The 13,322-nt window shown below is 63.9% G+C and carries 11 protein-coding genes, 1 pseudogene and 1 other annotated feature; of the genes and pseudogenes, 6 read left to right on the top strand and 6 right to left on the bottom strand.

Going from position 1 to position 13,322, the window contains the following annotated elements; all coding sequences use genetic code 11:
- Positions 1-150: 150 nt before the first annotated feature.
- The gene (locus tag AC5RW2_RS34965; protein ID WP_494037181.1) at positions 151-1,230 is read right to left on the bottom strand and encodes a zinc-binding dehydrogenase; all 1,080 of its coding nucleotides are present in this window, start codon (positions 1,228-1,230) and stop codon (positions 151-153) included.
- 196 nt (positions 1,231-1,426) lie between these two features.
- On the opposite strand from AC5RW2_RS34965, the gene AC5RW2_RS34970 reads away from it, so the two are divergent.
- The gene (locus tag AC5RW2_RS34970; protein ID WP_494075054.1) at positions 1,427-2,167 is read left to right on the top strand and encodes a TetR/AcrR family transcriptional regulator; all 741 of its coding nucleotides are present in this window, start codon (positions 1,427-1,429) and stop codon (positions 2,165-2,167) included.
- A 101-nt stretch (positions 2,168-2,268) separates the two neighbouring features.
- Positions 2,269-2,595: a hypothetical protein gene (locus tag AC5RW2_RS34975; protein WP_494075059.1), complete on the top strand. Its 327-nt coding sequence runs from the start codon at positions 2,269-2,271 to the stop codon at positions 2,593-2,595.
- A 51-nt stretch (positions 2,596-2,646) separates the two neighbouring features.
- Here AC5RW2_RS34975 and AC5RW2_RS34980 read toward each other — a convergent pair.
- The 5 genes and pseudogenes from AC5RW2_RS34980 to AC5RW2_RS35000 all read right to left on the bottom strand — a co-directional run bounded on the left by AC5RW2_RS34980 (position 2,647) and on the right by AC5RW2_RS35000 (position 8,658).
- A pseudogene (locus tag AC5RW2_RS34980) lies at positions 2,647-3,800 on the bottom strand (IS3 family transposase).
- Positions 3,400-3,513, bottom strand: a sequence feature (AL1L pseudoknot). It overlaps the preceding pseudogene by 114 nt.
- A gap of 529 nt (positions 3,801-4,329) precedes the next feature.
- On the bottom strand, positions 4,330-5,859 hold the full coding sequence (locus AC5RW2_RS34985; RefSeq protein ID WP_494032187.1) for a phosphotransferase family protein: 1,530 nt from the start codon (positions 5,857-5,859) through the stop codon (positions 4,330-4,332).
- Complete coding sequence (locus tag AC5RW2_RS34990; protein WP_494032186.1) at positions 5,856-6,920, bottom strand: DUF7064 domain-containing protein; 1,065 nt, start codon at positions 6,918-6,920, stop codon at positions 5,856-5,858. Before AC5RW2_RS34990 ends, AC5RW2_RS34985 begins: the two co-directional genes overlap by 4 nt.
- Positions 6,921-6,989: 69 nt before the next feature.
- Positions 6,990-8,021 (bottom strand): alcohol dehydrogenase catalytic domain-containing protein, encoded by a 1,032-nt coding sequence (locus AC5RW2_RS34995; protein WP_494032185.1) that lies wholly within the window; start codon positions 8,019-8,021, stop codon positions 6,990-6,992.
- A gap of 115 nt (positions 8,022-8,136) precedes the next feature.
- On the bottom strand, positions 8,137-8,658 hold the full coding sequence (locus AC5RW2_RS35000) for a nuclear transport factor 2 family protein (protein WP_494075055.1): 522 nt from the start codon (positions 8,656-8,658) through the stop codon (positions 8,137-8,139).
- A gap of 547 nt (positions 8,659-9,205) precedes the next feature.
- Between AC5RW2_RS35000 and AC5RW2_RS35005 the strand changes: the two genes are divergently transcribed.
- The 4 genes from AC5RW2_RS35005 to AC5RW2_RS35020 all read left to right on the top strand — a co-directional run bounded on the left by AC5RW2_RS35005 (position 9,206) and on the right by AC5RW2_RS35020 (position 13,303).
- Positions 9,206-9,391 (top strand): hypothetical protein, encoded by a 186-nt coding sequence (locus AC5RW2_RS35005; RefSeq protein ID WP_494075056.1) that lies wholly within the window; start codon positions 9,206-9,208, stop codon positions 9,389-9,391.
- Complete coding sequence (locus tag AC5RW2_RS35010) at positions 9,388-10,932, top strand: sugar ABC transporter ATP-binding protein (protein WP_494032183.1); 1,545 nt, start codon at positions 9,388-9,390, stop codon at positions 10,930-10,932. The genes AC5RW2_RS35005 and AC5RW2_RS35010 overlap by 4 nt, the downstream gene beginning before the upstream one ends.
- The gene (locus AC5RW2_RS35015) at positions 10,929-11,987 is read left to right on the top strand and encodes an ABC transporter permease (protein WP_494032182.1); all 1,059 of its coding nucleotides are present in this window, start codon (positions 10,929-10,931) and stop codon (positions 11,985-11,987) included. Before AC5RW2_RS35010 ends, AC5RW2_RS35015 begins: the two co-directional genes overlap by 4 nt.
- Before the next feature lie 119 nt (positions 11,988-12,106).
- Complete coding sequence (locus AC5RW2_RS35020) at positions 12,107-13,303, top strand: LLM class flavin-dependent oxidoreductase (protein ID WP_494032181.1); 1,197 nt, start codon at positions 12,107-12,109, stop codon at positions 13,301-13,303.
- The last annotated feature ends 19 nt before the right edge of the window (positions 13,304-13,322 follow it).

A 13,322-nucleotide genomic window follows, 5' to 3' on the forward strand; every position in this document is an offset into this window, starting at 1 on the left:
CACGGTTGGGGGTCCTTGCCGGGCAGGGGCGGACAGGCCCGGGTGCCTGGCCGGTTTCGGGGGCGGGCCGGGGGGCTTCGGTCCGGCCGGCCTGTCGGCGCGCGGTGCATGGTTCACACGGGCGCGGACCGGTGGCCGTCTGGTCAGTTCTTAGTCGAACACGATGACCTGCCGGGAAACGTCTGCGCCGTTGTTGAGGGCATCGATCGCGTCGGAGATGCCGTCCAGGCCGATCCTCTCGGTGATGAGCCCTTCGAGGTCGAGCTTGCCCAGGCGCCAGAGGTCCAGGTACCGGGGGAAGTCCCGGCTTGAGTGTACGGAGCCGCCTACGTTGCCGATCAGGTGCTTGCCGTCCATGGCCAGTTCGTGGGCATTGAAGGGGACCTGCGTGGTCGGTCCGCCCAGCCCGGTGACGATCACGGTGCCGCCGCGGCGGGTGGCGTCCCAGGCTGCCCGGATGGTCTCGGGGCGGCCGACGTTCTCGAAGGCGTAGTCGAAGCCGTATCCGCCGGTGAGCCGGGCTTTGGCGGCGTCGATTTCCTCGGGGGTGACCGTGTGCGTTGCACCGAATTGCTTGAGGAGGGGGTGCTTTCCGACGGCGGGGTCGACGGCGATGATGATTCCGGCTCCGGCCAGGCGGGCTCCCTGGATGGAGGCGGAGCCGATGCCGCCGCCGCCGATGACGACGACGGAGGCGCCCGGCTCGACCTTGGCCGTGTTGATCACGGCCCCGACGCCGGTCATCACCGCGCAGCCGACAAGTGAGGCAATCTCGTACGGGATCGACTCATCGAACGCGACCACGTTGCGGTCCGGAACCACCATCTCCTCGGCCCATGTCCCGAGTCCGACGATGCCGTAGCTCGGGGTTTGCGCTACCTGGAACTTGGGCAGTTCCCCGCCTTCCAGGTCGTTGCGCACACACAGGAACTCCTCGCCCTTCAAGCAGAAGAAGCACGCGTTGCAGCCGGCCAGTGCCGCAAGGATCACGCGCTGGCCGACGTTCACGTTGGTGACGTCGCGGCCGATCTCGATGACCTCACCGGCGCCTTCGTGGCCGAGCACGGTCGGCAGCTGCGTGGGCCAGGCTCCGGTTACGGCCGAGAGGTCGGTCCGGCACACTCCGGCTGCATGCATGCGCAGGCGCACATCGTGGGGTTCCAGTTCCACTGTCGTGACATCTTCGCGGATCCGGACGGTGTTAATGGCATCGAGTACAGCAGCCCGCATCGCGAGTGTCCTTTCCTGATCGCACTTGGGCAACCGGTCACCTCCTCTGCGGGAGTGCCGGGCCTGCCTGCCGTCCATGCGCGTTCACCATTGAATAGGCGGGATCCCAAGGTTGCGGAACCCGTGAAAGCCACCTTAGCGACGAAACGGGGATTGGTCCACGTTTTCGCAGCGGACTCTGGCATAAAGTGGCAGCGTGACAGAACATGAGCATTCCGGACGGCTGCACACCCCCCGGCGGGACCAGCTGCGCAACCGCCGGGCCCTTGTGCAGGCGGCGCGCGCCCTGTTCGCGGAACAGGGCCTCGACGTTCCCCTGGATACGATTGCCCGGCGCGCGGGCCTGGGAAATGCCACGCTGTATCGGCATTTCCCGGACCGGCGCGGGCTGATCGTTGAGGCGCTTCTGGTGAACCTGGAACGGCACCAGGAGGCCATCATCGAGGCGCTGGGCTGCCGGACAGGGTGGGAAGGGTTCAGGATGTACTTCGAGCAGCTGTTCCTCGAAGAGATCAACAACCTGGGCTACATGAGCGCGCTGCGGGAAGTACCCGAGGGTGAATCCGCGGAGGTCGACCGGCTGCGCACCACCATCCTGCGGGGATTCGAGGAACTGATCGAACGCGCCAAGGCCGAGGGCGCCTTCCGTCCCGACCGGTGGATTGAGGACGTCCTGTTGCTCCTGTTCGTCAATGAGCACCTGATCCGCCGGGACAGGGAAGAGGCCGTGGCGGCATCGCGCCGGCTGTTCGCCCTTGCCCTGGATACCCTGAGCACCCGCCCCGAACACGGCGGACCCGGCGAGCCCGACGACGTTCTGACCTTGCGCCGGACACTGGGCAACAGCCTGGCCGGCCTCTCGGTCAATGCCCCCGCAACGCCAGGGCAGGAGCCAGCCCCTGAACCGGCAGAAACCGCCATCCGAGAACGCAACTGATTCACCGAATGAAGCTATAGAGGCATGCCATGAGGCCGTGGATGTCCGAGTGGGGTGGCAGCCGCGCGCCGACGCAACACCCGCATGGTTGCCCGCAACACGTGGGCAACTACCGCGCAAAGCTCAACGATACCGACCTGATCGAATCAGTCGGACACGGCTTGGTAGGCTTCGCCATCCCACGGCTGCGCGGACATGAGGGGGTCGGTCAGAAAGTCCGTCAACCGGGTGAGCAATCCCATGCATTCACCGCGCGCACGACGTGTTTGCCGCTTCCGGTGCGTTGGCCCAACTTCGCGCAGGCTTTCTGCGCCGATAACCGTGAGTATGTCCGGACAGGTGTCTCGATGAAGCATCCTTGGGTTCTTGCGGTGATTGCAACACTTAGCGAATGGGTGTTGTCATGGCGGGGTATTCAATTTATCTAAGGCCTGATCTCTTGCAGGTTTTTTGGGCCGGGATGCAGGCCGGTGATTTCATCACCGATGCCGTGGCTGCCGCCGGTGGTTGAACCAGTCGATGTACTCGGCGACGGCGACCTCGAGGTGGCCGATGTCCCGCCAGGGGCCTTTGTTGCGCACGAGCTCGGCCTTGAACAGCGAGTTGAAGGCCTCGGCCATCGCATTATCGTAGGAATCCCCGCGGGAGCCCACGGAGGCGACCGCGTCGGCTTCGGCCAGCCGCTCGGTATAGCGGACGGCACGATACTGGACCCCGCGGTCGGAGTGGTGGACCAGGCCCGACAGGTCGGCCCCGTCCTTCGTGCGGGACCAGAGACCCATTTCCAAGGCGTCCAGCGCCAGGTCCGTGTAGAGGCTCGTGGCGACCTGCCAGCCGACGACCAGGCGGGAAAACACATCGATGACGAAGGCCGCATACACCCAGCCGGCGAAGGTGCGCACGTAGGTGATGTCGGCGACCCACAGCGTGTTCGGCGCGTCCGCGGTGAACCGGCACTCGACCAGATCCGCCGGGCGGCCGGTCTCCGCGGCAGGTTTCGTGGTCCGCGGCCCCTTGGCCCGCGAGATCCCGCGCAGGCCCTCGGCGCGCATCAGCCGCTCGACCGTGCAGCGGGCCACCTCGATGCCCTGGCGCTGCAGCTCCTTATGGATCTTGCGGGCGCCGTAGACACCGTAGTTGTCCTTGTGGATGTCCCTGATCTGCCCGGCCAGCTCCGCGTCCCGGAGGCTGCGGGCCGAGGCCGGCCGGGACCGGCGGGCGTAGTACGTGCTCGGGGCGATCTCCAAGGTCCGGCAGATCGGCTCGACCCCGTGCTCCTCTCGATGCTCCTCAATGAAGGCGCACATCACCGCGACGGGCGGTCGAGCTCCGCCGTGAAGAAAGCCGAGGCCTGCTTCAGGATAGTGTTCGCCCGCCGCAACTCCCGGACCTCGCGCTCCAACTCGGCAATCCGTTCCGCATCGGCGGTCGTGGTGCCCGGCCGCAGGCCCTCATCGGTCTCCGCCCGCGTCACCCAGGTCCGCAGAGCCTCGGGGTTGACCCCGAGCTGTTCACCGATGCGCCGGTACGCGCCGGTGCGGGTCGCCGGATCCTTCCTGGCTTCGATTGCCATCCTGGTGGCACGTTCCCTGAGCTCGACCGAGTATTTCCGTTGTGCTGGCACGGACTCCATCCTTCCGGGTAGTTGATGTGTCCATCAAACCCGGGGCGGTTCATCCTGTCACGGGTACCGGCGGTGCCGGCAGCGTCGTGACGCGCCAAATCGGCAGAAATCCTGTTGACCGCCGGTGGGCAGTTTCCACTGACCGCCAACACGCGCGGCTGGCTATATGGAATCGACGATCGGCCAGTACCAGAAGACGATTCAGGTTCTGGCTGATTTAATGGAGGAACGCGGTGGAGTGTACAGGCCGGTGCTGGGGGACCGGATTCGCGTTGCTGACGACGAGTCCGCGCACCGGCCGGTTCAGTGCGCAGCGCCGGTTTGATTACGGTCGGCTCGTTGGCGTCTTCGACTCCTACGTTTGTACCGGCTGGGCCGGTCTCTCTGCCCGCAAACGCGGTGGCCGCTCGACTTTCCACATCCGGCAATCACGCACCAGGCAGGACATCGATCGTTTGGTTGCGACGCTATGTACACAGATATCCGGTGGCAAGCACCAACGGACCCAGCTTCTTTCCTAGGGCAGGTGAGAGTCCCGTCACTCTCCCTTGATATCCGCGATGGCTCGCATCCCGTCGTCGCGAAACCGCGGTGCCAATTCGTACGCCAACGGGAGATGACGCACAGTGACATAGCCTTGGCGGAAGCGCGTGACATTCTTGTTCACCGCGCTGGCATTTCGTAGGCCGATGAAGGCCTTGAAGTACTTGATCCGCTCGGGGGAGACCTCGGGGCCACCCACGCGGCGATAATGGTCGAGGAACTCGTCCCAGTCCATGTACTTGGCCACCGCCTCCTGCACGTAGGCCAGGTCCTCCGCCGGATCGCCCAGATGTGCGGACTCCCAGTCGAGGAGGGTCGTCACGTGGCCCCCGTCACGCAAGAGATTGTGGAATCCGCAGTCGGAATGAACCATCGAAGGATTGTCTGAGGTCGTCGGGACGTTGTTGAAGAGGAAGTCGAACATATAGGCTTCGCTGGGCGACGGCTTCCGGTCGAACGTCAGCCACTGCTCGTGCCATTGCTCGACCTGGCGCTGGACGATCTCCGTGAGGTCGGAGTTCACGATGGCGCGGTCGATGCCCAAGCGGTCGGCGTAGGTCATGAACTCCGACACAGGGGTGGAGTGAAGGCGCGCCAGCTCTTCGGCGAGGCTCCGCAGTAGGACGTCGGCCTGGGAGTCGTCGAACAGTGCTCCATTGGTTCCGGCAACCGATCCCGCTACGCGGCGCATGATCATGAAGGCGCCGTCGACCTGAGGCGGGTCCGGGAAGATCCACAAGGGCTCCGGCGCCTTCGCGCCGGACCGATGCACGCAGCGGAGTAGTTCGAACTCGTTCGGCACAGCCCATGCGTCGAACGTGAGCAGCGCGACGGAGCCGTCCTTGCGGACGACGAGCCGCTCATCTTGCCCCTGCTGCGAAAGGGTGAAGAAGTAGGTCTCCTTGGTCAGTCCACCGGTCACCCGCTCGAACGCGGAGACGGTCGCGTCCGGATCGACGTCCGGGTGGCTCCGAAGAATGGCCTCGAGCCGAGCGGCGGTCAGTTGCCCCGCCTCAGGGTCCGTTGCGGCGGGGCCGGCGGGCGTCGGCGACATCGAGGCTGACTCCGTCGCGGGGGGTGGGGCGTTCCGCGAGGTGTCGAGGAAGCGTCCCTCCCACCCTGCGGCGGCGGCGAGCACGTCAGAGACGCGCTCCTTCATCTCCCGATACCCGGCCTTCCTCTGGAATGACAAGAGCTGGGAGGCGCCGTCATCGAGCACGGATCCCCAGTCGTCGGGCATCGCGTGGGGGCCGAGAGCGGCAATCCGCTCCTTCAACGCCGACGCTTCGTCGCCCGCCCCCAGGGCGCTCAGGCAGTCGACCATTGATCCAGCGACCTCGGCTGCCCCGGTAGCAGCTTCGATCCCCAGGCCCGGCCCCAACGCCTGCCGTGCGCGGAGGAACCTCAGGGCATCGTTAATCTGCTCCAGCGAACGTGCGACGGCCGGATCGGTGACATGTGGGATGACGTCGCGTCGGAGCACCGTGTTGACGATATCCAAGGTCTCGGTATCGGAGAGAATCACGCCGGTCGTCCCCCTTCAGGCGTGGCAACCCTCGGCGAGTGCCTGGCCGCGTGCGCGTGGACGAAGTCCGTGAACTGCCAGTGTTGCATTTCCCCGTACCCGCTGCCGCCTTCATGACTCCACTTGATCAAGCCCGTGATGAGCCGCTGGTTGGCCATCGGACTCAGGGGCGATGCCGCGGTGACTGTCCCTTCCAAGGTGTACCGTCGCTGGTCAGCGTCGACCACCTCGAGGGACACCGATGTGGGGAACAGTGAATCTTCGTCGAATCGCGTCAATGCGTGGGCCTCGACGATGACGGACGGATGTCCGTCTGCGAGCACCCACCCGAAGTGCGCGAGGCGATCCTCATCGACTTCGTACTCGCCTTTCCACACCGGGTCGAGGGCGGGGTCGTCGGTGACCACGACGCACAGGGTGACGTCGTCAAGAACCGCGGTCAACCATGACGCCGGGGGAGCCTCCACGGGATGTTCGGATCGGTACTCGCCGAACGACCGGTCCCGGACGGTATAGCTGTCGACCTCGAACCTCTCACCACGCAGGGTGATCTGGCCCACGCAGTGCAGCACCTGCTCGAAGTGGTTGTTGGTCGGCCACACGAGAGGATCTGACACCGCAGTCTGGACGACGTCGAAGCTGTTCCCACGAGCTTCATCGAGGTAACGCAGACGGAACTCGCGTCCGGGTACTGTCATCTCGACCTGCAGGCCGTTGTCGAGCTGGTAGTAGGTGAAGCCGTTGGCCAGGACGTCGGTGCTCATGAAATTACGGAAGTCGAACAGAGGGCTGGCCAGCATGCTCGGTTGGACTCCCTGCCACGCCATGACAGCGCTGGAGACCACTCCCAGATTCGGATGGCACCACGTCCAGACGTAACAACGCAGGTCATGCTCCGGCACGCTGAAACCCATGTATTGCGTCTCGGTGAGCGAGTAGTGCGGGCTCGAGACTTGGTGCTCGCGATGCAGGTCCTCATCAGCGAGTTCGTACGTTCCGAACGTGGTGGGGTGGCTCTGGGTGAAGAACGTCTGACTCTCGACGCTTCTGTTGGTGGACAATCGAATCTCTTCCTTTGGGGCGACTTCCGAACGATGCGGGCGGCGGCACTGGTGGCTGCCGCCATGAGATCAACTGATCTCGAGGATCACTTTGGTGCCCCGGCCGTCACGGAGCTCTTCGATGACTTCAAGGATGTCCTCCCAAGGGCGGACTGCGACCCAGCCGTCGGCAGGGTAGGCGCCGCGTGCGAGACCATCGATGACTTCGTCGAAGTCGGTTTGGCTGTGGCCCATCACGCCGATGATGCGCTTCTCTGCGGCCTGCATGGGCCAGAGGTCGAGGGCGATCGGCTCCCCGTGGATGGCGACCACGACGAGCCTCCCGTAGGCACCCAGCAGATCGAGGCCTTGCGAGAAGGCCGCGGCGGAACCGGCCGCGTCGAAGAAGGCATCCGCCCCGAGGCCACCGGAAAGCTCGTCCACGATCGTGGACAAGTCTTCGCTGCTCGGGTCCACGACGCGCGCGCCGAGCCGCTCGATCACGGCACGCCGATCCGCGCTGGGTTCAGACACGATGACGTTGGTGACTCCTCGCGCCCGCAGATCGAGGAAGATGCCGATGCCGATCGGCCCGGCTCCGGCGACGATCACGAAGTCATCAGTGGAGAGTTCGGCCAAGCCGACGGTGTGGTGCGAGACCGCGAGCGGTTCCACCATCGCGCCCTGGAGCAGGGACACGGCATCGGGCAGGCGGTGCACGAACCGCTGGTCGATGGTGACGGACTGACCAGCGCCTCCGTTGCCTTCGGGTAGGTCTATGCATGCGAAGGTCGGGGCGCCTGACGCGCACTTTGTGCACTTGCCGCAGTTCGGGATCGGATACACGGCAACGCGGTCACCCACGCTGCACAGATCGACTGCAGGCCCGACGGCCGCGATTGTGCCCGCATACTCGTGCCCGACCCTCTTGGGCAAGATGGTGCCGTCGGCATCCCGTTCGAATCTCATGCCCGAGTGCTCGGGGTCGTAGAAGAGATGGAGATCAGTGCCGCAGACGCCGTTGTAAGCGACGTTGACTCGAACCTCGGTGGCGCCGAGTTCAGGTTCGACGATGTCGTCGAACCTGAAATCCCGGGCCGCATGGAAACGCACCGCTCGCATGTCTCTCCGTTCGTCGCTGACCGGTTGACGCCGGTATAGTGGCGCCGGCCATGTAGTCGTGTGATGGGCCTCACGCCCTTGTCACATGCCACACTACTTCGGAGGGATCCGTTAGTCAACCAGACAGTTGGTTGATCAGCGTTGGCATAGGGATCTCCGCGAAGGGGTGCGCTTTCTCGAACAGCCCGCGATCGCCCTCGTCCCATGTGGAGGTCAGGCGACTCGTCGAGATGCGCCACTGTCCGTCCCGCTTCACCAAGCCGAAATCATAGAATCCCGCGACGGTGAGTATCTCCGTGGTGCCATCGAGCGTCAGCACGTGCCGCGCCACCAGGTTCACGTCGACCGACGCGTGGGTACAGTCGTCGAATTCCACGACGGGCGTCGCCAAGTCGTGCTGCGTGGCAGTGAAACCGCTGACGGAGGCTCTCACCACATCGACCCACTGATCGGCGGACGCGCGGCCGCGCGGTCCGTCCGTGACCTCGGGGTAGTGCAAGTCCAATTCGTCTTCGAACAGGCTGCGGAAATGAGCCCACTGTCGACGGTCGATGAGCTTGGCGTAAAGCGTCACGGTGTCCAGGACGGCGGACGTCTCACCCGCGCAGTCAGCGCAGCGATGTCCAGAAGGCGACATGGGTTTCAGCCTCTCTCGTGTAAGTCGATGACGCCCCGAGGGTAATTTCAAGCATACGGTCGGTTGGGGCGGCCAAGGCCATCGAACCACCGTGGTCGAGGACCGTCAAGGGGGCGAGGCTGCCTCGGCGAGGTCCGCGTGGCCTTAGAGTCGACAGGACCGAATCATGAACGTTGACCATCAAACGAATGGTAGATTAGCTAAAGGTGACCTGCGCCACCTGTCCGCCGGGAGCCGAAATGAGGATTCAGTGAGCGACCACGCCGCTCGAGCGCACGTGCGCTGTCAGCCTGAAGCGCCCCGGATCTGGGGGAGGGTCTGAGATGTGCAGCGCCGAAGCAGTGCTGGTCTGTCTCAACAATGCCCGTGCGGGCGTCCCGCCCACGCGCCATTCTCCAGTAGCGGAAAGCTCTGGGTGATGGCAATTGTGAGTCTTGACACATCATCTGGTTCCGCATACGGTTCATAGCGGCCGACCAAATGGTTGGTGTTACGACAGCCTGGCGAGGTTTCCGTGGTCGGCTGCACGGACTTGGCGGTGAGGAGAATGAAGATGAAGCGAAGCGTTCCTGGGGTGTACGCGGGTCGTCGTCCCAAACTGGCGCTTGCCCCGGTCGCACTCCTTGCGGTCGTGGCTGCCGGATGTGGGGGTAGTGGCTCGATCGATATCAGCTACGACAAGCCGACCGACTGGCGGGATCAGATGAAGAAGCTGTGGCAGGTCGGATCATGACAGATCAGCTGCCGGTGCTCCAAGCGACAGGAGTGACCAAGTCCTTCGCGGGGTCTGTCGCCCTCCAGAGTCTGGACTTCTCCATCGAGCGGGGTGAGGTGCGCGCGCTGCTTGGAGAGAACGGATCAGGCAAGTCCACGTTCATTAAGGTGCTGTCGGGCTATCACGAGCCGGACCCGGGTGGCGAGGTTCGCATCAATGGGAACAAGATCACGCTCGGAGCGCCGGAATCGACCTACGCCTTGGGTGGCCGTTTCGTGCATCAGGACCTGGGTTTGGTCGATGACTCGTCAGTCCTAGACAACCTGTACCTCACCAGCGGCTTCCCGACACGTTGGGGCATGATTCGGCGACGCGAGGCGCTCCGCGAGGCCCAGGCCGATCTGGAGCGCGTTGGTCTCGCTCACATCGATCCGCGGGCGCTGGTGGGCACCCTCACGCCGGCAGCGAAGACCGGCGTCGCGGTGGCGCGCGCTCTTCGTGCGGAGCCCGAGACTCCGGTCCGGTTGCTCGTGGTCGACGAGCCGACGGCGACGCTTCCCGACAATGAGGTGCAGCAGTTGCTGAAGATCGTTCGACAGGCGGCGAGTACTGGAGTCGGAGTCCTGTACGTCACGCATCGCCTGGACGAGGTTTTCGAAGTGGCTGATCGAGTCAGTGTGCTGCGGGATGGCCACCTCGTGGCGACCGAGAAGACCAGCGACCTCGATCGTTCACAATTGATCGATCTTCTCCTCGGGAGCGAACTGGACGACATTCATGAGGTTGCCGAAACCTTGCACGCGGATGCTGCGGCCACGCCGGTACTCGAAGTCGTGGGTCTGGACGCGGGGCCGATACGCGGTGTCTCGTTCGCTGTCAGGCCGGGTGAGATCGTCGGCATCGCGGGCATCACCGGATCGGGGAGGGAGACCGTTCTCGGGGCGCTGTTCGGCGCCAACGCCCGCGAGGGCGGTGCGGTGAGCATCAATGGGGCCGAACTTGAGCCGAGCCGCCCAGACCTCGCGATGGAGAAGGGGATGGGCTATGTGCCCCCGGACAGGAAGTTGTTGGCGGGGATCATGGACTTCTCTGCCGCCGAGAACTTCGCGCTGTCGGATCTGGCCCCATTCTGGAACGGTTTCCGCCTCCGCCGAAAGTTGGAGATGGCTCAGGCCATGTCATGGTTCGAGACGCTCGACGTCCGGCCGTCCGGTTCCGCCGGCGCCAAGCTGATGACCTTCAGCGGCGGAAATCAGCAGAAGGTGATCCTCGCCAAGTGGCTCCGCCGCGAACCCAAGGTGCTGCTCCTCGATGAGCCGACACAAGGCGTCGATATCGGCGCGAAAGCGCATATCCACCGTCTTGTCGTTGGTGCGGCCGCTGGTGGCGCGGGAGTTCTGGTCAGTTCATCCGACGTCGATGAACTCGCCGCGTTGTGTCAACGAGTGATCGTCCTTCGCAACGGAAAAATTTCAAGTGAGCTTTCGGGCGCCAATTTGACTTTCGTCAACATCGCGCGTGAATGCCTCGGAGCCGAGAGAGGAGTGATCGCGGCGTGAGCAAACGACGGATCAATTTCGGATTTGACAGGTTTAGCCTTCTCTATGTGTGGGCTTTGTTCATCGTGATATTCGGGTTCTGGGTGCCTGACCTGTTCTTGACGCCGGGCACGGGGTACTCCATCGCTGCGTCTCAGGCGATTATCGGAATGTTGGCGCTCGCGGTACTGCTGCCGCTGGCCTGCGGACAGTTCGACCTGTCGGTGGGGGCGACAATCAACCTATCGGCGGTCACGGTTGCCGTGCTGCAGACGAATCATGGCTTCGATATGTGGTCATCGATCGCCATAGCAGTGCTGTCCGGAGTTGTGGTCGGTGCAGTGAATGCATTTCTCATTGTGGTCATGGGTATCAGTTCATTCATCACCACCTTGGCGACCATGACCATCGTGGCCGCAGTGCAATCGATCGTGGCAAATGGAGCCCAGCCGCTTCCGCCGACTGAGGAGGCGTGGACCGATCTTGCTCAACGTGACGTGTTTGGATTCCAGATCGTCGTCTTCTACTTTCTTGCGCTTGCCCTGATCATCTGGTGGCTCCTCGCCTGCACGCCAGTTGGTCGATACATCTTCGCGATCGGCGGAAACGCGGAGGCCTCCAGGCTGACCGGAGTGCGAGTTGGCAAGTGGACGGCACTCACCTTCATCCTGGCCGGAGGGATCAGCGGTCTCGCGGGTGTGCTCTACTGCTCGCTCAACGGGCCTTCCCTGGTCTTCGGTGCAGGGCTTCTGCTGCCTGCCTACGCTGCCGCATTCCTCGGCATGACCCAGCTCACGCCGGGACGCTTCAACGTCTGGGGCACCGTCATTGCGGTCTACGTCCTAGCTACCGGTGTCCGCGGACTCCAGCTGGTCACGACGGTGCAGTGGCTCAACGACATGTTCAACGGAGTGGCACTCGTGCTCGCCGTCGGCTTCGCCGTGTGGCGCCAGAAGGCGGTCGCCGCTAAGCGCAAGACCGAGAGCAACGAAGCGATCGTCGCGGGGGGCGACGATGACTCTGATCCGCCCCCGCCGACCGTCAAGGCGCGTGAAGTCGGCGTATCGCCGGGCTGACGCTTCCTGACGTTGCTCACCCGTGTCCCGGGAATTGACGACGCTCGCGGCGTGAGGAATCTGAGTCACATTGGCTCCCAATACCAACACCAACGCCTTCATGAACCGGAGAGAATCTCATGACCAAACAGCCTGAAGACACCAGCGCGAAGCCGCGGGACTTCGTCGCTGACTACACCGTTGAACGTGCTCAGAGGCCGATTGTCGGTGACGAGAACAAGTTCAAGATCGCGATTTTCGGGGCGAACGTCTCGACAGGTCAGGGCGGGCTGACATTCGCCGACAACATGATCAAGCTGGGGAACTGGGACGAGATCCGAGGGCTTGCGCAGAAGGCGGACAGGTACGGCGTCGACGGGTTCATCCCCATCGCCCGTTGGCAAGGGCTCACTGGTCCCGAGAATCCTTGGGGTCGACAGTTCGAAACGCTCACGTGGGCGGCCGGCCTGGCCGAAGCGACTCAAGACATCCAGATCTTCGCCACGACTCACGTCCCGTACATCCACCCGCTGTTCGCAGCGAAGATGATCACCACGATCGACCACATCAGCAACGGTCGGGTGGGTCTGAACGTCGTCGCCGGCTACCACGGGCCGGAGTACAAGATGTTCGGAATCGAGCGTCCTGAGCACGACAAGCGCTACGAGATCGCCGAGGAGTGGATGCACGTCGTCGAGCGGCTCTGGTCGGACGCCGAGACCGAGTTCGACTTCTCGGGAGAGTTCTTCAACTTGGAAGGCGCCGAGGCGTACCCGAAGCCGGTCCAGGCTCCCAGCCCCGTGGTGATGAGCGCCGGCTCCAGCCCAGCGGGTCAGGAGTTTGCCTTCAAGCACGCTCAGATCCTCTTCGTGGCCGTCCCGAGCGTGGACCATGCCGCAAAGGGGACCGCCAAACTTCGCGCCAGCGCCGACGCAGCGGGCAGGCCTGACCTTAACTTGTGGGCGGGGACGCACATCGTCTGCAAGGACACAGAGAAGGAAGCGAACGACTACCTTGCCTACCTCGAGGAGAACGCCGACTGGGAAGCCATGGTGCGTTACCTGAACATCTCCGAGACGGGATCGCAGAGCATGGACTACAGCGCCTACAAGCGGGACAACGCCGACTTCAAGAACGACGAAGCGGTCCGTGCCCACATCAGGGCCAGCCTCGTCCCCCTGACGGGCACTCCGGAAATGATCGTCGAGGGCATGCAAAAGCTGTCCGACGCGGGTATCGATGGCATGTGCACGGCGTTTGTCGATTACGACGAGGGTCTGGACCGCCTGCACGAGCAAATCTTCCCGCTCATGCGTGAGGCCGGGCTTCGCGCCTAACCTGGTCCGAGCGGTCAAT

The sequence above is a fragment of the Arthrobacter sp. B0316-1-20 genome (assembly GCF_059091865.1).